Annotated in this window: 7 protein-coding genes; 3 read left to right on the top strand and 4 right to left on the bottom strand. The window is 55.6% G+C overall.

Translation table 11 applies throughout. The features are described from left to right. Positions 1-37 precede the first annotated feature (37 nt). From AO353_RS04775 to AO353_RS04765, 4 genes are all read right to left on the bottom strand, one after another. Positions 38-565, bottom strand: coding sequence for a hypothetical protein (locus AO353_RS04775; protein WP_054593920.1), 528 nt, complete (start codon positions 563-565; stop codon positions 38-40). Positions 566-629: 64 nt separating this feature from the next. Beyond that, a complete protein-coding gene (locus tag AO353_RS04770) occupies positions 630-4928 on the bottom strand; it encodes a neuraminidase-like domain-containing protein (protein ID WP_237142962.1) in 4299 nt (1432 codons plus the stop codon). Between the two features lie 16 nt (positions 4929-4944). Next, on the bottom strand, positions 4945-5223 hold the full coding sequence (locus AO353_RS31470; protein ID WP_237142961.1) for a neuraminidase-like domain-containing protein: 279 nt from the start codon (positions 5221-5223) through the stop codon (positions 4945-4947). 154 nt (positions 5224-5377) lie between these two features. Further along, positions 5378-10513 carry a Tc toxin subunit A gene (locus tag AO353_RS04765; protein ID WP_054593919.1) on the bottom strand — a complete coding sequence of 1712 codons (5136 nt, stop codon included), beginning with the start codon at positions 10511-10513 and terminating at the stop codon, positions 5378-5380. A gap of 1138 nt (positions 10514-11651) precedes the next feature. Between AO353_RS04765 and AO353_RS04755 the strand changes: the two genes are divergently transcribed. The 3 genes from AO353_RS04755 (at position 11652) to AO353_RS04745 (ending at position 24139) form a co-directional block, all read left to right on the top strand. Then, positions 11652-16283 (top strand): SpvB/TcaC N-terminal domain-containing protein, encoded by a 4632-nt coding sequence (locus AO353_RS04755; RefSeq protein WP_054593917.1) that lies wholly within the window; start codon positions 11652-11654, stop codon positions 16281-16283. Beyond that, complete coding sequence (locus AO353_RS04750; protein ID WP_219731481.1) at positions 16280-19132, top strand: RHS repeat domain-containing protein; 2853 nt, start codon at positions 16280-16282, stop codon at positions 19130-19132. The genes AO353_RS04755 and AO353_RS04750 overlap by 4 nt, the downstream gene beginning before the upstream one ends. Positions 19133-19333: 201 nt before the next feature. Next, complete coding sequence (locus tag AO353_RS04745; RefSeq protein ID WP_054593916.1) at positions 19334-24139, top strand: NEL-type E3 ubiquitin ligase domain-containing protein; 4806 nt, start codon at positions 19334-19336, stop codon at positions 24137-24139. The last annotated feature ends 35 nt before the right edge of the window (positions 24140-24174 follow it).

Genomic DNA, 24174 nt, shown 5'->3' with positions numbered 1-24174 from the left:
AAAAAAGAGAACTCAACAGGGAACAATCTGTTATTGGTTAAACTTCATAGGGGACTTCATCGACCTGAAGACGACTCAACTTCAAAGGCTCAAGATGCAGTTGAATATTGACGTCGGTCATGCGTAAACCACTCGATTCCTTTAAGTCAGAGCCGTGCAGTTCAATCGTGATGATTTCGTAGTCTGCAATGATATTAGTGAGCGGATAAGGCGGAAAATAGTTCCAGTCCGCCATGGGTTTGTCGGGGATTTTGCCGCTGAGATCAATCGGCTGCTCGATCCCATCGCCGGTAATTATTATCACTTTGGAGTTTGAACCGTCGCCGTAGTTTTCATACTGAAAACTCAGCCCATACCACGCTTTTTCCAGTTGGGCCGCTGTGAAATCCGCTGTCTGGAATATCTGGGTAACTACCGCTTTGTCATTCATAAGCAAGTAATAACCGTAGTCAGGATCGGCAAGAGTACGCGCGAAGCCACCGGCATGTGTCCAGCTATCCTTCCAGGCTGAGGGGAATCTGCCAGCTTTAATAAAATTACGCCCCGGGATTTCGTCTTCGTTCATGATGTTTTTACCTCGATTGATTCAGGGTTGTTGAATGCTTATTTCGCAACTCCGCCACGCTCTACTATGAGTCTCCCAACTTATCCAGAACTGCGTCGGTGTACGCCGTACCCCCGGACTTCGCCAGATAACGCACGTGCACGATGATGTCCGTCAGGCTTTTGATCAGTTTTTTTTGTTCAGTCGACTTGGCGGCCCGTGGAAAGTGAAGCCGCCATCTTGAACCAGCCCCTGTCCCTTCAAAGGGCAGATAACGCTCATCACCGAATGTCAGCTGGTGCAAGCCGGCATCCACCTGGCTGCGGCTGATGGCCACTGCCTGGTGGCTGCGCAGGTTGAGCAAAATACCGGATCGCGGCATCTGGTCCTGCTCGCCGTACAGGTAATCGAGCGAATCGATGTTGGCTTTGAGCACCGTGGTGCTACCGGTTTGCGTCAGCGTCGCGCGTACATCCTGATGGGGGCCCACTGTCACCGGCAGGGACAGCTCGACGGTGACGATCTGCCGGCAGTAATGACCGGGGTAATCGCTGTCGAACAGCTGCTGAGAGAACTCGAAATCGAGTTTGCCCGTCTGGAGGAGTTCCTTTATCACCTCAGCCCAGTGTATTTGCTGTTGCTCGAACAGGTTGCGCAGCGAGATGGTCTTGGTCAGCTCCAGCCGACGCTCGTTACGCTCAAGGAACATGCGTTCCAGGCGCAGCAGGTCAAGCAGTATTGACTCACCTGCGCACAGGCCATGGTGGTTGTCCATCCAGACGTTGGGGCGAATCACCTGCGTGTCGAAATCGCCCATCTCATACTGCCAACTGGCCTCGGCGCTCAGGCACAACCCCACCACGGCGTCATACGTCTGGAAGTACAGCGTGGCCATCTGGCTCAGCAACCAGCGGTAGAGTTCGACGTTGGTGGCCCGGGTTTTGTAGAACGAATAGAGCTCCTGGGCCTGTACGTTGGCTTTTTGGGTCTGCGCCAGGCTGGCTTTGGCGGCTTCGAGGGTGTGTTGATGGGCGGTGAGCTGCTCCGCGACCACCGAGAGTTCGCTGTTGGCCTGGGCTTCGGCGAAGCTCCATTCTTGACCTCGACGGTGGTAAAAGGCGGCTCGCTGGAAGCCTTCACCAGTTGCATATGCGACACCACCGAGTATCGACAGCGCAGTACCGACGGCATTCACGGGCGCCCCGCGTTCCCCGCCTACAGTACCTGCGAGCGCGGCGGGAAACGGGCCAATTTGCCCGGGGAGCAGTTGCTCCTTAATGGTTGCGTTGATAGCACTCCCAACTGCGTGAGGGATCATTGCCGCAGCACCCAGTAACTTGCCGGTTAACGCGAAAACATCCCCAGCTATTTCTGGCAGCAGTAACGGGTTCTTATTGAGATTTTCATAATGTTTAACCCGCTCTTGAATCATCTTCTTACTTTGTTTTAGCCCTTCCAGCGAGGCCTCCAGTTGCTTGATCGTCTCCTCCTGAATGGTCTTGGCATGCCCTCCCAGTGCAAGGACATGGCTTTGCTGGAGCTCCTCCAGTTGCCCACGATCACGCGCCTCCATCAACTGACGCACTTCCCGGCCAAAGCTGATAAGTATCTGCGCCGCGTTTTGCGCGGTAGCCAGCAGGGTGCGGAAACGATAGTGCGGAATGTTCCGCCAGCCACCCGCATTGCGTGATGCGCCAGAAGAACCACCCGCCTGGGCTCGCAACAGATCGAACGGATTGGTCGCTGGGGCATACAGCGCCAGCATCATCGGTTTGCCATCGATGGTCAGGTTATGCCGCATGTTCCACAGGCATTCGTCGATGTATTTCCAGACGTCCAGCAGTTGATCATTGATAAAGGGGCGCAGGACATTTTCCAGGGCCAATAGCTTGAAGTCTGGCGTACCCTCGACCCGCGCCGGCAGGTTCGCGACGTCGACGTCAAGCGAGCGTGCGAACGCCTCCAAAGCAGTGGCACGGGTCTCGGGCTCAGGCTCAGGCTCAGGCTCAGGCTCAGGCTCAGGCTCGAGAATGTCGAATGCCGACATGGGTTTCCAGTGGCTCATGGATTCGCCAGTGGGTGCCGTGCCCATCAGCGACAGGGCGCGCACATATTGCAGTTTTGCCGCCACCAGGCTGTCGCGGGTCAACCGCCGATAAAGCGAATCAGCATGGGCAATGATGCAGCGTACATAACCCATAAAAATGGCTTTTCGATAGTGAATCCGCTTCGAAAAGGCAATGGCGTCGGGGTCCACCAGCCCCTTGGCTTCAAAGCAGATGTTGCCGACCTCCAGCAACGGGCGGCAAAGCCAGTAGCGTTCACTCGGATCCTCTTCTTCCGGCCGTGCCGTTCGGATGTGCGGGTTGAAAATGTATTGGTACCAGCGCTGCGACTCATGGTAGTTGCGCTCTTCGCACAGACGATGGGCAACCAGGAACGGCAAGTGGAAGAACAACTCCCAGTAAAAGGTGCCGTGGGCGCCGTTGAAATCGATGGGCGCTGTAGCTGCACCAGCGCCCAGAGGCTCAGGTTCCGGGGTGTTTTGAGTAGCCAGGGACAAGACTTCGTCGATGGAGATGGCCGCTTTGGCCACCAGTTCCGGGCCAAACAGGGAGTTGAGGCGGATCCATTTCAACGCCTGGAGATTCAGTGGCCGCATATCCAGGAACTGTGCGCCAGAGTCCTGGTTGCTGAGCAGCGGTACGCTGCTGGCGTTGGGCACTTGCTTGATCTCGATGTCATCGCGGTCACGACCATAACGGCCATCGGCGTCCTCGCCCCACACGACACTCAGTTTTTTACCGACAGGATTACCTGTCCAGCGATACTCGATCCATGGGGTTTGAAACCAGCCGTTCAACTCGCTTGTTTGCTGCCAAACACCCGGAGCAACAGTGTCCCCATCCATGATTTTCAGGGCTAACGCAACGGTCTCCGGTTTTTTCAACATTGAGAGTTTGTTGTCGCTGCTACTCAATGGCACGGACTGAGTGCCAATCAAGACTGAAAAGCCGGCACCGCCTTTTATTTCAAGCGGCTTGCATAACCACAACAATTCCAGTTGCTGAGGGGAAAGCACTATATCTTTTTTCACCGACACCCAGTCGTTCGCTAATACGAAGTCTGTCCTTTTGAATGTCCCTATTGCAACGGGCTTACCGTTTACATCTTCTAAACATAGCGAAAAGTCAAATCCCGAAGTTGACTGGTGGAAACAGGTCAACTTGATCCCTTTGGTACCGACCCTGGATATTTCAAAAAACGTGATAAAGCTTGCCACCTCCTCTTTAACGACAAAGGCAATATCCTTCAGGTCGAACTCGGGCCGAGTCAGATCACAGACCCCTTGCACTTGTAATACGTTAACGTTCTCAAGCGCGCCTTCGACCACACGTTGCCGACTACTGAAGTTGATATTCAATGAGAGAAATTTACTCAGTATGCCGTCCCGACTGTCATCAACTGCCGCAACGCTCTTCGGCGGTACACGCACTTGAGTCAACACGGCAGACTCACTGAGCAAGAGCTTATGCTGCAAACTATCTTGATTGGCAAAGCGCCCATTGGCCAATACCTTCAGGCTTGCGATGTTCGGTGTCTGAGTCTCGAATAACGCATTGCGCGCTGCGAAAATCCATCCGTGTTCTTTCTCGTCCTCTACCGTTACTGCTTGCTCCGGCGGCAAATCCGTCGTGGTAAAACACATCTGCATAATGTCATCGACACCTTTTTCGTTGCCGGCATGGGTCACCACCACCAAACGAGCGGATTCCACAGACGCCTTGGCAAACGTCTTTTTTTTCCCAAGACTCAAGGGTGTCGACCAGATCCCATTCACCGGCAAGTAGGAGAGCTTGGCCTCGATTTGCCAGGTGCCCTCTGTAATGATTTCGTTACCGTCGTTGTCTTTTTCCTTGAGGGGCGGGGCTTGTTCCCCCTCCACCTGAACGACCATCAAACGCCCGGCAAAAAACACTGGCCGCATCGCCAGTACAATCGCACAGGCAGGGATACCGATGGGTTTCCACTCGGTCCAGGCCGCCGGGTTAAGGAACGTGCAGCCAGCGGTTACCTCGACATGCGCCTTGCGCCAGAAATAACCAAAGGGTTGAACATTTTGCTGACCAATAAAGTAGTAATCGGCATTCTTGAAGTTCTTACCTTTCTCGCTTGCAGTGCCTTCGATACTGTCGATATAGGCCGATATCAATTTGAGGTTGCACACCTCTTCAAATTGCTTCAAATGTTCGAACAGGGCCATTTGTACAGCCGCATCGCTGAGGCTGGCATGCCCCAGGCTATTTTCCAGTTCCTTGAACGAATCGGATTTTTTCAGACGTAATGTCGGGCAGATATAGTTTTCCGGATAATCTTGAAGCATCTGATAACCGGCCCAGTCACTGATGTTGCAATAACGCTGATGCCAGGCCACTGTAAATAGCGCCGATATACTGTTGCAGGCAAGCAATGGCTTCTGCCAGTCGTGATGTTTCCAGTTGTTGGCCAATCTGGGTGTCCAGCAACAGGTATTGATACAGGTCATCGAGTGAAGTGAGCTTCAACTTGGATTCGTCGGGGCGAGCCTCATCTTCTTTCGGCGCTATTTGCCCCAAATAGAAGTCTGCCAGGGCCATGCAACGACGTTCTTCCAATGTACCAATAATGGACGTGTCCATTGTTTTGCTCCTGTTCTGTTGTCGGCCGTCGAGTCATGCTCTGGCGATAAACTGCCGCATCAAGTTTGTTTACACTCGATTACCCGTTTGTTATGCCGAGCCACCAATGCGGGTTACGCAAAGGCAGTACGTGGGGAATACCCGCGAAAAACCGTCATTCTCGAATTACAATCTCGACCATTTGCGCTTGCGACCATTTGGGATTCGAATAATCGTCATTCACAAAACACCCACTGATAGTCGAGTACTCGCCTGCGGTTTGCAGTTTATTAAGCTGAACTCGCCAACGACCGTCCTTGCCGACGAGCCCACTGCCATAAACAATGTTGCCGTTCAATGCATTTGCCACTCGAACTGTTGCACCGGGTAAACCCAATCCTTCAAACCAGGGCTCAGGCCTGACTTTTGCGTCTGGCAGAGGGCTCAAGACCTGAGGCGGTGCAACATAGTTCGTGTCCACATTGACCCAGACGTCCGGCGCCCATGCCTCGGTCGTGTCGATATGCCGCTGCTTGACCGAGAACACATGCTGTCCCGCCGACAGAGGTTCGGCAATCCTTACCGACCACTTGCCATCGTCACCGACACTGGTCCGGGCCAACAGCGCTCCCCCCCGACCTTCGAACACATAGATCTGGGCCGACGGGCTGCCGGTGCCGGTGAGCAACGGTTGGACTTCCACGCTATCGCCAGTGGCGGGATCCAGCAGTATCGGTTCTGGCGCATCCAGACGAGCAGGCAACACCAGTCGCTGATTGAGTCGATTGCAGTAGAACGTCAAGTCGAAAGTGCCGTTGCGCAGGTCCTTGCAGTCAATATTCCAACGGAGGGTTTTGTAGGCGCCGATCTCGACGTAGGCACCGGTTGGCGGGTTGAAGATCATCCCCAGCCCCTTGGCCGAGAATTCTCCAGTCCAGGCCAGCATCGCCCGGGCGTCATTAAGGTCAACCGGCTCAGGCAAATCGATCTCGAGCGTATAGGTATGGCCTCTGACAAACGCCAGTGGCTCTTTGGCGGACACCCGGCTGACAACAGCAGTCGTTGCGGGTTCGGTCAACCTGAACGTCCACTCAATTGCCGGGACAACTTTAAGGGCGAACGTGCGCTTATCTTCAGGGGTGCCTTTACGGACTGCAGTTACCACATAGTCCCCTTCTTTTACGGCCTCGAAGGGAAAGGTAGAGCGCCCTAATGCATTGGTTGGATAGCAGACGGGGTCTGGCGCCTCCTTGTTCTCACCACCGGAGACGCTCCACCAGATCGGACAGTTGGCGATCGTCCTGGCCTGGTTATCAGCCCGCTCCCTGACTGCGACCCACAACAGGGTGGATGTACCCGAATTCGCAACTGGATACACATACTCGGCAGACTCGCCATAAATCACCGCCGCACTGGCGACATCGATTTCAAGGCGCTGCTCGTGCATCGTGACCTTGGCGATGTATATCTCTTTTCCTGTTTTCGGCGCTTCTACGGTGAGTTGCGCCATGCCATCGTCATCAGTCACGACTGTTTTGATCGGATTGGGGTCAGACCCGGAATAAAACTTGACCTCCACTTTGGGCGACGGTTGCTTGCCAAGGCCGACCACATGACATTCAAGCACCAGCGGTTGTCCGGCGACGGCCATCGACACTACCTTCAGGAGTTTGATAGAAGGTTGGTCGACAAAGGTGATGTTGTTGATGACCAGCGAATCCTTGGTGCTGTAACTGGCCTCCAGGCTCGCTTTCTCCACGGGCTCGATACTTCTGACTCTGGTTCTGGCAATACCTTGTTCGTCAGTGCGCGACGCCTTGGGATCAGCATCGACAACCCGCCCGGAAAATGTCACGGTACGGCCCACCCCTGGGTTGTGGTGCGTGTCTACAAGTTTTACAAACACTTCGAAAAACGCCTCGCCGCCCGCCAGGAATGTTTCGTCAACTTCCGGGTCTAGAGTGCTGTCAGCGCTGAAGCCCAGTGTGGACTCATCGCAATCAATCAGGATCTTCGGTGCGTAAACCACTTGAGCCAAGCCATAGGTGCCTTTGACTTGCACTGCACCCATCCATGGCCCCTTCTGCGGTTTGAAGCGAACCACTGCACGTCCCTCATCATCGGTTTTTGAAGCTTCCTCCTCTAACCCGGGGCGGTCACAGGTCCAGGTCACCGTGATGTTCGGCAAGGGCCGGTTGGTGAGATCGCGTAGCGTCAATTCGATCAGGGCAGATTCATTGCTCACATTGGCAATCAGGGTGTCGTTGATGCACCTGATTTCGTGAGTCACGCTCTGGCCGACTTCGCCAATGGCCTGAGACTGACCCTGCACGGTTGACCCTGAGAAACACTCCATAACGTGTTCTGCCGCGCTGCGGCAGGCATGTTTGTCGCTGTCTGGAGTGAGTGAGCCCAACCCGATGATGGCCTTCGCATCCAGTTTACTGCTGATCGCCAGCCCTCGAATGCGCAGCAGCGTATCCAGGGTGGACAGATCGCGGATCACCGGCGTTGACGGGCTCAGATAAAGGATACATTCGAGCACTTCTCTGACGCTCCACTTCATGACGTCGGCCAGCTGGGTTGCCGCAGAATCACGGATCAGGCGCAGATCTTCAGGCTCCAGGACTTTTGGAAGCCCATTGACCAGCTCCAAATACTGCAGGAGCTTTTCGGCAGGTTGCCCGGTGTGGGTCACCATCCGCTGAAACAGCGTCAGGTAATACAGCGTACTGAGGGTGAGTTCTTCCGGATGCTTGAAGCCGAACCACTTCCAGTTTTCCCCGGTGGTCAGGATCACCAGCATCGCTGAACTCAACGCCAGTTTTTGAATGACTTCCGCACGCCGTACCAGGTGTGCCAGCAGGCTCAGCACATCATCGCCGACATTGACTTTTTCCGTACCCGAGGTGACTGCGTCCAGCGCCCGGGCTGTCTCCATGAGTAGCAGGTAGGCCCCCCCCCTGTTGACCCATTTGAGTAACGGCAGTACAAGGTCCTGCGAAAGACTCAAGTACACCGACAGACTTTCCTGGACCACCGCATGTTGAGCGTCCCTGGCTTGCAGCAGCAGCGCCAGAATCACCGGGCGGACCCGTTCAGCCTCCGCTTTCGATAGCTGCGCCAGTGCTACGGCTGCTTGAATTTCTGCACGTGCCACCTCCTCGTTACTGGTAAGCTCCAGAATGAGACCGTCGCGGTCAACCAGGTCTTTAAGCAACCACAACCAGCCCTCAGAATTGGCATCATTGCTCTGTGGTACACCTGCCGCCCGAAGTGTCTCTTCAGAGAACCGTACCGGCTGCAGTCGCTTGTGGATTTCTTGCAGTAACGCGACCTCCGCTTCGGTGGCCATGGGGGGGGCAATCACTGGAGCCACACGCTGCACCAGCCAACCCACACTCAAGTCGTTGTCCTGTGCCCACTGGACGCAGGATTGCGCGGCATGCATCACGCTCAACACATCACCAACGCCGCCGGTGCCGCTGACCAGCAGGCGGGACTCACCGAGCATCCTTTGAAGCAACTCGCTCCCGTGCCGCTCGCTCAAGGTCTCCAACAAGGCCGCCAACTCGATGGCGCTAATGCGCAGAAAAGAGGCCAGCAGTACCAGGCGATAGAAGGACGAGAGTATCGGCAGACTGCATTGCAGTTCGTCCGTCAGGTTGTAGCTCTTGGCCACGAAGCGCGCGAGGTAACTCCAGGTCTCCTGGTTGATCCCCAGGCTGATGCAAATCTGATCGACGATGCGCTTGTCGGCTCGCGTTTGCGCTTCGATCGCAAAGCAACTGCCGTCGATTGTCAGGGGCGTGTCGAATAGGGCCTGAGCGTTGAAGATCTCGTCGAACTGTGAAGGCTCCTTCCCTCGTCCATAAGGGGAGATTTCGTCAATCAGGGCGGAAAATTGCTTGGCGGAGCATTTGAACCGCAGACGAAACTCCTGAAACAGACCGATGGCACGGAGGGTATTGTTGGTGATCCTGAAAGGCTTGTTTGCCAACTCGCGTTTTCGGGTCTCAGGGTCAGCGATTTCACCCCGTAGCTCTGCATTGAATGCGGCATGGAGCAGCCGATCGCACTGGTCTGGAGGCAGTTTCAGCCAACGGCTCAGACGCAGAATACGGTTCATCCGCTCAAAACGGTTGAGGCTGGAGTCTTTGAATTGGCGCGTGCTGCCCTCGACCGGAGGCGTGAGGTCCATCGGCGTGCTGTCACCGTTATTGATGAATACCGAACCAAACACTTCGGGTGACGCCGCCGGTACGACCGCTGAGTTCACATTGTTGGAGCGTGTTGGTATGTTGTCTTCAATCGACAACAACGAGGTCAACGTCTTCGCATCTATCGAGGTCTGGGCGCAGAAATGCACCGAGTCCTTCATATGCGTCTCGGTGGAGCCAAAGTTGTCTTTGTAGAACTTTGTAAGTTGGTCATTGTCGGCGTCGGCGGGGAGAAAATTCTCGGTCAACAACCGCTGACCTTGAGGCCCGATGTTGCACGATTGATGAAGTGCAATATCCGACAGATCACCCCGAGCGCCTGGTTGTTTGAAGTAGGGAGCCGTTCCGTCGATGGTGCGCACTACCTCGCCCAGAGACAGCTTGATTTCCTCCAGTACCTGCTTCCATTGCTCTGCATACCACTCGAACGGCATGGACTGATGCGGAAAACGCGTTACCAGCAATAGGTCATCGACCACTTGATCCTTCAATACCGCAGGACCGATGAAGGTTTTGATGATGCTTTCCAGCACCTCGTTCACCAGGACAACGGTCGGTTTGATCTGAAACATGCTGGCCGTGTCAATGACGAGCCGAGTCAGATCCGGTCGCCGGGTTTCAAAGGTAATGAGCCCGGCACCGCCTTTTTCGCGTTGTTCAAGATCCCGCGCCAGCAGAACCAGCCTCAAAAAATACGCTGCCGGGGAAATGCTCGAGTCCGGACTTTCTGAAGGGCTGGCATTCCCCCACTTAGGCTTGAATAAATCCCCAAAGGTGGGCGTCTCCACCAGCGAGCTGATACCGGTACGATGCAGCGGATTGGGCGGCACCGAACTCACCAGACGCTGCTCGCGAAATTCGCGAGCGGTATACACCGCCAGACTCATGGCTTTGTCCAGCAGCACTTGCGCATCACAGCTGTGCAGCCCGAACGTCTCTACTACACCTTGACGCCCCATCTTCAGAAGCTCGAACACCGAGCCTCCCTCTGCAATGAAGTGGTCGCAGCGGGTCTGGGTCGCCAGGTCATGAGCGCCAGGAGTCAGCTCGAAAAGCTTCTTGAGGGAGGAGTCGGTGAAATCCCTGCTCATCGTAGATCTCCAGTAAGCCAGGGTATGTCCCCTGAGCGACACGAATGGGAGAGCGTGAGTCTGTGTTTGCTCTGTGGTGCTTTTTCTACGCTCAAGGTGGACAGGCACCTACCTGTAAAAACTGACAGTTCCGACGAACGGTAGTTTGCGCCTTTGCAGATTCCCGAGCACATGGGAGGGGCGATGGTTGGCGGATGGCCATATTGATCGCGACAAAATGCACACCACCGGTAAACCCCAGGCAACTTCAAAGCCGGTGCTTCCAGTCCCGGGAAATGGGCACGGACTGTCACCAAAAAGTTGCTTTGCTTTTTGATAAGCACTCGATATCAGAAGGGGGGGATTACTCGGGGGCGGTCCGTATGTAAAACATACCCGTATTGTATTTAACCGAATCTTCGTCTTTTGGGGGGGATGAAGTCCGTTTATGGTACTGAATAACCAGCGAACAAGGCCCCGGCGGCAAAGGTTTGTTATGGACGTAATCGCCCCCCGATCCTTGTTTAGCCTCTGCGCTCTCAGCGTATTCATATTCCGAAAAGGGCTGGTAAGTCAGCAGCGCAAGGGAGATAACACCTGGCGAGCTAGCTCCAAACTCGCTTCTCCCAACAACCCACAACGGCGAGTCGTATGCCATATCCTTAAAGGGAGACTCCATATTCGGAGGGGGGGTAGCAGCTACATCAAGCTTTTCTTCTGACATGTCTTCCAACTCCTGTACGCGTCACCGTCAAAAACTCACCGTGCTATTGATACTGTCCCCGTCACGGATTTCCTGCCTGTAATAACTAACAGTCGCGACGAACGGTATCTCCCTTCCTCCGATGATTTGCTGTTGTCAGCCACTGACTACACCACCTTGCGCCCCGGCCTACACTTACAAGACCTATTGCCGACGATAGCGATTTCACAGGCGTCATTGTTGGCAAGTCAGACTTCTACGGTCTGCTGGCAGCTGCAGGCAGTTTTTTTACCAGAAAAAATGGCGATTAAAACGCCGTATTTCGAACGAGCTCAATCTAGGAAAATCTCTGCGACCTGTCAGGTTTGACAGGTCGCAGATGGCCCCCTCACCTGATAAGTTGAGTCCATCCGGGCATTCTGCCCGCGCTAAGCATCTGTCACGGTGGACCCCACGATGGCCATGGACAATCAAGGTAAGGTCGAAATCACCCCTCCCTCCCTCCCCAAAGGCGGCGGTGCGATCCAAAGCATCGGCAAGGGCTTGGGCGCAGTGGGCACCAGTGGGGCGGCGTCGCTGGAGTTACCCTTGCCGATTTCCCTCGGGCGCGGTTTTGCCCCGGCGCTGGGGCTGGGCTACAGCAGCGATGTGGGCAACAGTCCGTTCGGGATTGGTTGGCGGATGACGGTCAATGCCATCACCCTGCGCACCACCAAGGGTGTGCCGACCTACGACGGTAACGACCAGGTGGTCGGCCCCGGCGGCGATGTATGGATGCCCGAGCGGTATGACGACGGCAAGGTCATTTCCCGAGAGGTCAAGGCGTACGATGGTACAGAATTCGCCGACAACCATTTCGTCGTGCGTCACTGGCCCAGGGTCGAAGGCGGGTTCGACCTGATCGAGCACTGGTCCACCACCAAAGACCCCGCAGGGTTCTGGCTGATCCACGGCGCCGATGGCAGCTTGCATATCTATGGCAAAACCAACGATTCGCGCCGGGCCGACCCGAATGAGCCAACGCATGTCGGTGTCTGGATGATCGAGGAAAGCCTCGACACCCGGGGTGAACATATCGTCTACGAGTACAAGGCGGAAGAGGACGCTCCGGCACCGCCGCAGTTGCGCGACTACCGTGCCCAGCGCTACCTCAAGCACGTGTACTACGGCAATGAAAAGGCTAATCCCCATCTGTATGCCTGGGACACCGGCAGCTGGAAAGCCCAGCACTGGCACTTTCACCTGGTGTTCGATTATGGCGAACGCAGCACCGATCTCGAACAGATGCCGACCTTCGACGAACAGCAGCCATGGCCCGAGCGCAGGGACACGTTCTGGAACTACGCCTACGGTTTCGAACTGGGCACCCGGCGCCTGTGCCGGCAGGTGTTGATGTTCCATCACTTCGTCAAGGAGCTGGGGGATAAACCGGTGCTGGTCCAGCGCCTGTTACTGGAACACCGGCCCAGTCCGTTGGGCTACAACCACCTGACGGCCGCTCACATCCAGGCCTATGACAGCCTGGGGCAGGTAGAAAGCCGACCGCCGATGGAGTTCAGCTACAACGCTTTCGAACTTGACCCGCAACGCCAGGGCTACACCCGGTTTCCGGACATGCCCGGGCTAAACGACGGGCTGCATTACCAACTGGTGGATCTGTACGGCGAAGGCATGTCGGGAGTGCTGTGTCGCTATGACAATGTCTGGTACTACAGCGAGCCGTTGCGCGCTAAAACCTGCGGTGACGACGTGTGCTACGGTGACTGGAAACTGTTGCCGCTCATTCCGCACGCTGACAGCAGCAAGCCGATCCACCAGTCCCTCATGGACCTGACCGGTGACGGCAAGCTGGATTGGGTGGTAGCCATGCCTGGGATGTGCGGTTTCTTCACCCTCGACCCGGACCGAAACTGGTCGAACTTCGTGCCCTTCGAGGCCTTCCCCAGCGAATTTTTCCACCCCATGGCGCACATGGCCGACCTGGTGGGCGATGGCCTGAGCGACATGGCGCTGATTGGTACTCGCAGCGTGCGCCTCTATGCCAACCGTCGTGAGGCAGGGTTCGCCGACGGCATCGACATGCCACACCCGGATAAAACGGTGGGAGGGGATGACGATGACCTGCCACTGCTGAGCAACACCCCGACCGAATTGGTGCTCTTCGCCGATGTACTCGGCAGTGGAAAGCCGCACCTGGTACGCATCCGTCACAACGAGGTCAAGTGTTGGCCGAACCTGGGCCACGGGCGTTTCGGCAAAGGCTTTGTGTTGTGTGCCTTGCCGTTCGATTACGCCGAGTTCAATGCCTCCCAGGTGTTGCTGGCCGATCTCGACGGCTCGGGGGCGGTCGACTTGATCTATCTGGAGAGTGATCACTTTCTGGTGTTCATGAACCATGCCGGTAACGGTTATCAACTGATACCGGATGAAAAACTGCCCTGGCCAGACGGTGTGCGTTACGACTCACTCTGCCAGGTCAGCACCGCCGACCTGCAGGGGCTGGGTTGCTCCAGCCTGATCCTGACGGTGCCGCACATGGAGCCACGGCATTGGCGCTACGATTTCGTCAAGGCCAAGCCCTACCTGATTAACGGAACTTGCAACAACATGGGCGCCAGCAGCCGCGTGACCTACCGCAGCTCGGCCCAGGAATGGCTGGATGAGAAGCGGGATCAGCAACAGGCAGGGGTGGAAAACCCTGTGGCCCATCTGCCATTCGCCATGCACCTGGTGAGCCAGCAAACCCAGATCGATGACATCACCGGTAATCGGCTGACCCAGAGCTTCACGTACCGAGGCGGTTATTACGACTGCGTCGAACGAGAATTCCGCGGCTTTCGCCTGCTGGAGCAGACCGACGCCGAAGCTACCCAGGCTGAACGGGCAACTGCGGGCTTCACTGCGCCTATCCGCAGCATGACCTGGTTCCACACGGGCGAGTCCATCGACGCGTCGAGGGAGGGTTATTACATTCGCGATCTGCGGGCCGTTCCCCTCGAATCCACCCTGCTGCAGAACTACCACTTCAACGACCGCGCGGCGCAGCCACTCGACCAGCCGGACGAAGACACTGCCCGAGAAATAGCCCGCTGCCTGAGCGGCAGGGTCGTGCGCTCGGAGGTTTACGCGGATGACCACGGCAGGGACAGCGCCGTGCCTTACGTTGTTCAGGAGAACCGCGCACTGGTGCGGGTATTACGCCCCAAAGGCGAGCATCAGCCTTACGCGGTACTCCAGCCCATGGAGCTGGAATCGATCAGTTACCAGTATGAGCCGCACATCGCCGAGGACCCGTTGTGCCAGCACACGATCAATCTGGAGTGGGACGAGTACGGCAGTCTCCTTCATGGCTGGGCCGTTCATTACGCTCGCCGCAAAACTCCCGGAGACTCACCGCCTTTCAGCGATGAACATGAAATACGCTACTGGAGGGACGCCCATGACCCCGCTCAGCAACGCTGGTACCTGACACAGGTCAAAGCGAAGCCCATCCACCATATGGGTAACGACCAGCCGAACCCTGAGGCCTGGCGCCTGGGCCTGGCTTATCAGCAGCGCAGCAATGCCCTGGTGCTGGAAAAATCAGAGCTGAGCGCCGAGGAGATCAACTATAAAAGCTTCCTCGATAAGAGCGAGGACGATGGCAACTGGGCGAAACATTCGGTGCTGACCAGTTTGTCGATGCAGCACTACATGGACCCGGTCAGTTGTCAACCCCTGACGCCGGGCAAAGCGACCTTCGAAGGATTACCGGCCTACGTGGAAACGGCGGAACTTGATGGAGTCGCCCTGAGCGCTTACGACAAACTCAAGGATGAGCAGGGCAACATGCCCTTCAACTTGAAGGAAAAACTCGAATCGCCCGAGGTCGGTTACCACATCATGGAACTGTTCTTGCCCGCGGTGAAAAAGGAATCGGTTCCGGACCCGGAGGACGCGAAAAGTTATTTGTGGTCCGTGCACCGGGGCTTCCCGACCTACCATGGGCTGGATGGTTTTTATAACGTCAAGGAGTACCGGGAGACGCAAAGCCACGGCATTACCCGGATGACCTACGACAACTACTGGTGTGTGATCACCGCCGTCACATTGCCGGACGGTTGTACCACCCGCAGCCTTGACATTGACTACCGCTCATTCCTGCCAGCGGCTATCGAGGATGCCAACCGCAATATCCAGGAGGCGCGTTACAGTGCATTCGGCGAGCCGATGGTGACCAGTTTCCACGGCACAGAACTGGGAAAAGCCGTAGGCTTCGATCCTCTGGAGACCTATGTGGCACCTTCAGACCGCGACCCTGCTATCGCCATTGCCGAGCCGAAAGCCGCCATCGGCAATTTCGCCAGTGCCGGTTTCTGGGACACCTTCTGCTGGATGGGGCGTGTCTCCCGCGAACCGTCACCGCCCGCTGAATGGCTGGCCTGGGCCAGAACCGAAGGTTTTATTCTGCCCAGCGGACATATCTGCGAAAGGGCTCGACAGCATCTTCAAGGTCTGGAAAGCCCTGACGCGAACGAGCAGATCCTGAAGAACGAGATCGATGCGGCACACCGTGAGCCGGTGTACGCCGTCACCCTGCTGGCCGACCGCTACCCCGGTGATGCAGAGATGCAAGTGAGGGTGAGCATCGGGTGCCTGGACGGTTTCGGTCGGCCGTTGCAAACCAAGGTGGAGGTCGAACCGGGCAAGTCGTGGCTGGTCGATGCAAAGGGCGAGCTGATCCTAAAGGACGACGGTACACCGGAAGAAGCCGAGGTGCCGCGCCGTTGGCGGGTCAGTGAGCCGGTCGAGTACAACAACAAGGGCGAAAAGGTACGGATTTATCGGCCGTACTTTGCCGACAAACCGCGCTACATCAATGATCAATCGATGCGCAAGCACGCCTATCACGATCAGCAGTCCTACGACGCGGCAGGCCGACCGACCGAGACCGTACTGGCGAAGAAAATGCTGCAAGGCAACCCGGCGCAATTACAACCGTTGCGCCGGGAGATCTGGTACTGGATCTGGTGCACCGTGGCCTTTGATGAGAACGATCTGTTTGAACCGCCGCCCGCACAAAGACGAACGACCAGGACGCTCCATTGAACCCCTGCATTCACTCACATACCCCGCGCCTGGCGATCATTGACAGCCGTGGTTTGTCGGTGCGTCAGGTGGCGTACTATCGACGGGATATCAGCGAACTCATTCCCGAAACGCGGGCTACTGTCCAGCAGCATGACGTCGCCGGGCGGTTAGTGGCGCAGCGCGATCCGCGGTTCCTGGCACCGATCGCCCGGCCAAACCTGAGCACGATTTACAGCCTGTCCAGCGCGACGTTGTTCACTGACAGTATCGATGCCGGGTGGCGTCTTGGGTTATCGGGCGAGGCCGGACAGGTGTTGGAGTGCTGGGACGGCCGGGGCAGCCATTGGCAGAACGAGTATGACGGACAACTGCGACCGACCGCGATCCATGAGCAAATCCAGGACTCGGACTTACGAACCATCGAACGCCTGATCTATGCCGACAATACGACCGAATTCGCCGAGCGAAATCAATGCGGGCAGGTGATCCGCCATGACGATTCGGCCGGTACCGTGTGGTTCAAGCAGCAGTCTCTGAGCGGCGGGCTGATCCGCCAGACCCGACGTTTTCTGCCGGATCAGGCAGACCAGTTTGCTGACTGGCCCGCCGCGGAGTCTGATAGCGACCGCTTGTTGCAACTCGGCGAGGGGGACACCACCGAAAGCCGCTACAGTCCGTTGGGCGAAGTACTCGTGCAGACCGATGCCGGTGGTCATCAACAACACTTCAGCGTTGACCGCGCGGGGCAATTGCAACGCATTGGCCTGACCCTCAAGGGGCAGGCACTGCAACCGTTACTTAAAGCGACCGAGTACAACGCAGAAGGCCAACTGCTGACCCAGATCGCCGGCAACGACGTCATCAGTACGGCTATTTACGAGGCGTCGACCGGCCGGCTGGAGCGCTTGACCGCCGTGACATCAAAGCGCGAGCGCTTACAGGAGTTGAGTTATGAGTACGACGCTGTCGGCAACATTGTCCGACTTGTGGACCATACCCAACCCGTCAGCTATTTTGCCAACCAGCGCGTGGCACCAGAAACCACCTACACCTACGACAGCCTCGACCAGCTCATATGTGCCAAGGGCCGTGAAACGGTGGATGCCGGCCAGAACCCGGGCTTGCCGAAGCTGATCATCCCCAGCCCCATCGACCCCAATCGGTTGCTCAACTACACCGAGCATTACGAGTACGACGCGGGGGGGAACCGAACCGGATTGCGTCATGAGAGCGACAAGAATCCATTCACCCGTACACTGCGTGTTGATTCGCACAGTAATCGCGCTTTGCCATGGGACGAAGGCGAAGACGAGCCGGACTTCAAGCGTCAGTTCGACAAAAACGGCAACCTGCAACACCTGGTTCCCGGTGCCCAATCGATGACCTGGGATGCGCGCAATCAGTTGCAAAGCCTGACCACCGTTCGCCGCTCGTCAGCCGCCAATGATGGCGAGTGCTATCGCTACAGTGCTGCGGGTGAACGGGTCGTCAAATTCAGTACCCAACTGGCACACGCCGTTACCCACCAACGTATCGTCCACTACCTTCCCGGCCTGGAAGTCCGCACCACCGACGACGGTGAAGAACTCCAGGTCATCTGCGTGCCACTGGCCCGTGGCAGCGTACGTTGCCTGCAGTGGGTCAAGGGTCAACCGGACGATATCGACATCGATCAACTGCGTTACAGCCTCGACGATCACCTGGGTTCCAGCAGCCTGGAAGTGGATAAAGACGCGGCAGTCATCAGTCATGAGGGCTATTACCCCTATGGAGGTACCGCGTGGTGGGCCGCTCGTTCGCAGGTTGATGCCGATTACAAGACCATTCGCTATTCGGGCAAGGAACAGGATGCCTGTGGGCTCTATTACTATGGATTCCGGTATTACGCGCCGTGGTTGGGGCGGTGGGTTAATCCGGATCCGGCGGGGACGGTTGATGGGTTAAATCTTTATGGGATGGTGCAAAACAATCCCATTGGCAAAGTCGATAGGCGGGGGTTGAGTGCGGAAATTCCCGAGTTGATAGCCGGGGCAGCTGTGGTTGGGGCGGTACTGATTGGAGCTCTCGGGTTTTATTTCTCGCGCAGGAATAACCAGGCACAATCAGCGCCGCCTCTGTCTCCAAGTAGCCTGTTACAACAAACATTTAATCTATCGGAGGCGGAACGTCAGAAAGTTCGAAATTTTAATTATAACAAGGGTTTAGTGTCCGACCCTAGCTTGACCGATATCAAAGGATTTTCTGATGGGTCAAAGCATGCGTACGCCCCCAAAAACCCTGATCACGCCAAGATTCTTAAAGGATCAAATTCATCTAGTCTCAGTAGCCAAATAAAGAGTGGTTCTATCAACTCCGTCATGTTACAAGCGGCAAATGCACAGCCCGAGGTACCAAGAAGGGCGACGACCGTGCCGCAATCTTTCGGATTTGAAGTATTCGCTCCACGCTTCCTCTCCAGGCAAAAGACAGCAAATATAGCCGCTCCAGTTGATCCGGGCCAAGCCCAGGCTCAGGCACCTATTGCCGTCCCCTACACCGTCGACGTTGAGGGGTTCAAAGAAACCAATAACTACATGGCACTAACAAAAGAGCAAAAGACAAAAGTGCACAATGTCATTGACGAATGGTTGGCGCGAGAAGATATCAGCTCCTATAGCTACCATAAATATAAAGGCGAAGTAAAGGATCCGATTTTTGGAATGCAAAAGGTGTACACAATCGATTTAAAGGGGTATGACGACACGGGGGGTGGTCGGGGTGATTGGCGACTTGTTATGTATAAGATAGATGGGGTATATAACCCCCAACGTGTTAGTCGACACAGAGACATAGACGCGAGAATCAAGAGTAAAAGCGGTTTCTCCTGAAAACAAAAAAAACGGCGGGGTATACCGAGTCCCCGTTGCGTCCATATCCTGATGCTATCAAGCGTACTGTCCCGCATCGAGTAGGCACTGGTCGACATATTACTTGCGAACACTTCTCCATCTAAGGCGGTATATAGTTACCGCCTTTATTTTCGGGAGGTGTATAGCGTAAGGCATCCATACATAAATGATGCCTCTCCAATGTCAGACGCCTACATTCATCTCGCAACCCCCCATATGTTTTCTCATACAATCAACAACAAAAACACTCACCTTGGTCTCATTATAAGCTCTATTCCAGAATGGCTTTCCAGCGCCTCAATGGAGAAACGCGACTCCTTAAATAACAGCCAATTCATCATCGCTGACGAATACAAGGCAGCCCCCTTCACTCAGCGCAGCTCATTAAAGAAAGCTGTTGAAGAGAGCTGGAAGTCCCAAAATAAACTGGACCGGATGTTTGAGACACTTCAGGACATCAACAGCTTCGCCGAACCCTTATTAAAAACCGCATTAAAAAATCACTATGGGCTCGAACTGGATGTCAAGAAAACCTACTTGCGGCTTTACATCCCTTCGACTATCCCCTGGTTTCCCATCAAGACCGGCGCCGCCCGGACCAGAACCGTCTCTTTACTTGCGGCGGCGTTGCATAACTTCGAAGCCTTTGAAACCCAACCGCAAGCGTATGAGCCTGACTCGTGCTTTATTACCGAGCCTTCTCCCTCAGGACAATTCGATATCCTGCCCCTGTGCCACAGGATCAAGGTCCACGAATTCATCGCACTGTGTCGAACACTGGACATCGGCGCTCAGTACAAAAAACATCTCGAATCGTTCTTGTTGCCCGGCGACGGTCTCGCCAAGGCTGTATTGCAGTTAAACGTCATCGATAGCCAAAAAGCCGCGTTCAACGCCGCTGCGCACCTGGCCTTGCTGGAAAAAGACATCACCGCAAAAGCCCATCGCCAGTTGATCGGTCTAATCGATGGCCACAAGGGGCTGGTCCTTGAGGGGCAAACTCTGCTGCCTCATACGTTAACGATGCTGGACACCCCGTTAACCGGAATTGTGCTCATCGTTCCGATGCTTGCACATCGTCAAGGGGCCCACAGAGTGATCGCCTATGTTCCCGACGACCCTGAACATCCTGTCAAGGAATACCCCGATTCAGGTGCCTTCCTGCTCGAACTGACCCGTCAAATGCGCTCGCCGATCTATCAACAATTTTTCAGCCGCTTCGTGGCCCACGAACAGCGAGGGGATTTCTTCAGCAAACTCAACGATCAGCTCACCCGGATCATGTGGCATCCACCCGCATCTCTGGACCCTCGACCGACCTGGCGAGAAACATCGGTCGAGCGGCCCCACCTGCGACTGGACACCACCGTCATCCGGGACGAACTCTGGGCGTTTCTCTTCCAGGAGAAACTCAACAAGATCCTCAATGACGCACGGGTCATTGCTGTCCCCACTGACGATGAAGACCGGAAAACCCGTTGGGACCGCCTCGACAGATTGCTGAGCGTGGCGTCGACAATCCTCAACATCGCAGCCTTTGTTGCTATCCCTTTTGTGCCATTTCTGGGCGAACTGATGCTGGCCTATACGGCTTATCAACTGCTCGACCAGACCTTCGAAGGGATTATCGATTGGGCAGAGGGTGAGACAACCGAGGCGTTCGAGCACCTCATGGGGGTGGTCGAGAGTGTTGTACAACTGGGGGTGTTGGCGGCGGGCGGGCAATTCGTGAGCACGGCCCTGTCGGTCAAACCCTCAGCCTTCGTCGACAGTCTGATAGTCATCCAGAAAACCGACGGCGGTACTCGCCTCTGGAAACCGGATCTCGCACCCTACGAACACAAGGTGCCGCTGCCCAAAGGCTCGCAACCGAACGAGCAGGGGGTGCATGGGCATGAGGGCCAGGATGTTTTGCGACTCGGCGGCAAACACTATGGCGTGACAAAAGACCCTGACACCAACCAGTTCCGCATCCTCCATTCCTCCAGACCCGAGGCTTACCGACCACGGCTCAAGCACAATGACAAGGGAGCCTGGGTTCATGAAGCTGAACAGCCGCGTACATGGCAAGGAACGATCCTGATGCGTCGCCTCGGCCACACTGTAGACGAGTTCACTGATGCCGAACTTGAACATATCCGGCTCGTGAGCGGCATCGATGAAGGAGCACTGCGCAGACTGCATGTCGACCTGGAGTCCCCAGCGGACCTGCTGAACGATACGATTCAGCGCTTTAAATTCTATAACGAGGCGAATAAGGAACTGGCGAACACTCCACGGGAACCGCTAGAAGAGGGACTCCAGGAAAGATTCAAGAGGCTGTATGACAACCAACAACGCTCTAACGACGCCCGGGTGCAGTTGCTGCAGAACGACTTCCCGGATCTTGCGACTAGCACCGCACAGAAAGTCCTGAGCTGTGCCAGCACCACGGAGCTGCAACAGATGACCGCCAAAGCAAAGGTGCCATTACGCTTGAAGCAAGTGTTGCGAGAGCTCCAGTTTGAAACGCGTATTTCTCGTGTCTATGAAGGGTTGTATCTGAGTGAACTCGCTTCTGCGGACACCGAAACGATGGTCTTCAATACCCTCAGGCTTCAACCGGGCTGGTCAGGGAATGTGCGAATCGATATCCGTGAACACTCATTCAACGGAGCATTGCGCAGCAGTATTGGTGCCCCCAACGCCCCCGAACACAAAGTATTAATCTGGAGAGCGGATGGCCGGTACGAGGCTCGCGACGCGCAAGGCCACCACCTGAATGGCGCCAGCGACCTCTTCGAATCGATTCTGCGCGCACTCCCTGACACCGAGCGCAATGCCCTGGGTTACAACATCGGCCAGGGACAAACATTGCGCCAGACCCTGACACTCAAACCGTTGCCCCGCAGCGAACTCAGGGCCGTTCTCGCAGAGCCTCCCCTGCGCAAGACATCCGAGCGGGAAACGATGCGGCTGCTTCAAGGTCCCGGATACAGCAGAATTCGTCAACCTACCCGGGGAGCAACGCAGTCGCTGGAAGACAGGGTCCAGCAGCTTTACCCCACTTTTTCTACTGATGAAATCACAGCCTTTGCTCGGTCGTCAGGTACTCAAGAGCAAGCGCACCAAACCTTGAACAGATTGGAGCTTGAGTTTGAAGAGTTGATCAACGACTTGAGCGCCTGGCTGCAATCGTCCACCGAGGCTCGGACAGGGACTGTCGAAGCTCGCAATGAAAGCACCGGTAGGCAGACGTTTGCCCGAGCCCTCAAGCTTTGTTGGCAGAGGGCAACAGACGTACTTGCTGACGATGAGGGCAACTGGCTCGGTCATCACCTTGTTCTGCAGGATCTACCCTTGAATACAATCCTGAGGAGCCTGCCCGAACTGAAGGCGGACTTCAGTCATGTCGCTTTGCTTGATTTATCCAATACCGGGTTCAGTGCCTCGGAAGCACACTTCCTGAAAAAATTCCCCGCGCTCCGAAGCCTCCTTCTGCGCAACAACCACCTGACTACCATCCCGCCGGCAATCTTTGATATGCCCCACCTTAGAGGGTTGGCGCTGAGCAATAACCAGATCGCGTTGACCCCACAGGCGGTGGCGCAACTAAGAGAGTTGATCCATCTGGAGCGACTGGCACTCATGAACAACCCACTTGGGCACGTTCCCGATGTCAGCCGTATGCCCCGTCTGCAAGGACTGTATTTGGGAAATACCGGCATCGAGACCTGGCCCGTCGGAGTCTTTGGCCAACCCCGCCCGCGTAATTTCTATCTCGATCTTCAAAACAATCGACTCTCGACAATACCCGAGGTGGCTCCAGGCTCCCCGCGAGCAGAGATTCTGGCACGTACATTACTCAGCCGTGATCAGCTTTCAGCGGAAAATATTCAGCACATTGAAGCCTATATCGAGTCTGTCGGTTTGGATCCGTCGCGTTCTTATCCGTCCCGTGGAGAGCTCGATAGCCATTATTGGCTCGACGACTTGCCCTCCGAGCAAAGAGCGCAGAAACAAAAAAACTGGGACGCGCTGGAAGATGAGCTTGGCTCCGAGCCTTTTTTCAATGAAATCCGCAAACTGACTGAATCTGTCGATTACACCTCGACCTTCAAGAAAGACCTCACCCAAAAGGTTTGGCGAATGCTGGATGCTGCCGTCGACGACACCCCACTGCGAGAGAAACTCTTTGAAATGGCTACGGCTCCCACCACGTGTGTCGATGCCGGGGCACAGCTGTTCAATAGTATGGGTGTCGAAGTGCTGATCCATGAAGCCTATGCCCTGGCCAATAAAGATCTGGTCGAGGCCGAGCTGCTGGAAATAGCGAAAGGCAAATCCCGGCTCAATGATTTGAGCAAAATTGCCCGTAGCACTGTCCGCGAGCGAGAAGCCAACGGCGAGACTTTCAGAACCGAAGATGGTGAAGGCAACGTAACCGGAACCATTGATGAAGTGGAAGTACATCTGGCGTACATGACAGACTTGGCGGATCGGCTGGACTTGCCATGGCAATCGCGGGGTATGAATTTCCGGGAGATAGCGAGTGTCACGCCTGCCATGATCGAATCGGCCTATGAGAGAGTATTAGCACTCGAGCAAGGTGATTTGCTGAGGGACTCGATCATCGACCAGGACTTTTGGGTGCGACATATCACAGGCGCGAATCGACGCTTATTTAAAGACTTTGGACGTCAAATCAATTGGCTCATCGAATTGCAGACAGTGCAAAAGCGATGGGTGCACGTCAGGAATTTACCGTTTGAAGAAAGGCACACGTTGAAGGAAACGTTGAAAGTTCTCACCGCGCAACTCGATAAAACCGATGGTGAAGTGTTTACCGGCCAGGAGATGAAAACCGAGGACTTTGACAGAGACTTCAACGCTATTGTTGAGAACAGAAATGCGTTGCTCAAACAACTGACTCAAGAAGCGATGGATAGAGTCAGGCTGCAACGCGCGGAGAAGGTATCGGTAGGCGAAATGGACTCGTCCCGATAGGGGCCACAGTCGGCTGGAAGAGGGCTTCTTGTTCA

The sequence above is a fragment of the Pseudomonas fluorescens genome (genome assembly GCF_001307155.1).
GTDB lineage: Bacteria > Pseudomonadota > Gammaproteobacteria > Pseudomonadales > Pseudomonadaceae > Aquipseudomonas > Aquipseudomonas helvetica.
The sequence above is the reverse complement of the archived record's forward strand: the minus strand, read 5'-3'. Positions and strand labels throughout refer to the sequence as shown.

Excerpts from the sequence above, each read along its gene's own strand:
- AO353_RS04775 (WP_054593920.1), bottom strand. The coding sequence starts at position 565 with ATGAACGAAGACGAAATCCCGGGGCGTAATTTTATTAAAGCTGGCAGA.
- AO353_RS04770 (WP_237142962.1), bottom strand. The coding sequence starts at position 4,928 with ATGCTTCAAGATTATCCGGAAAACTATATCTGCCCGACATTACGTCTG.
- AO353_RS31470 (WP_237142961.1), bottom strand. The coding sequence starts at position 5,223 with ATGGACACGTCCATTATTGGTACATTGGAAGAACGTCGTTGCATGGCC.
- AO353_RS04765 (WP_054593919.1), bottom strand. The coding sequence starts at position 10,513 with ATGAGCAGGGATTTCACCGACTCCTCCCTCAAGAAGCTTTTCGAGCTG.
- AO353_RS04755 (WP_054593917.1), top strand. The coding sequence starts at position 11,652 with ATGGCCATGGACAATCAAGGTAAGGTCGAAATCACCCCTCCCTCCCTC.
- AO353_RS04745 (WP_054593916.1), top strand. The coding sequence starts at position 19,334 with ATGTCAGACGCCTACATTCATCTCGCAACCCCCCATATGTTTTCTCAT.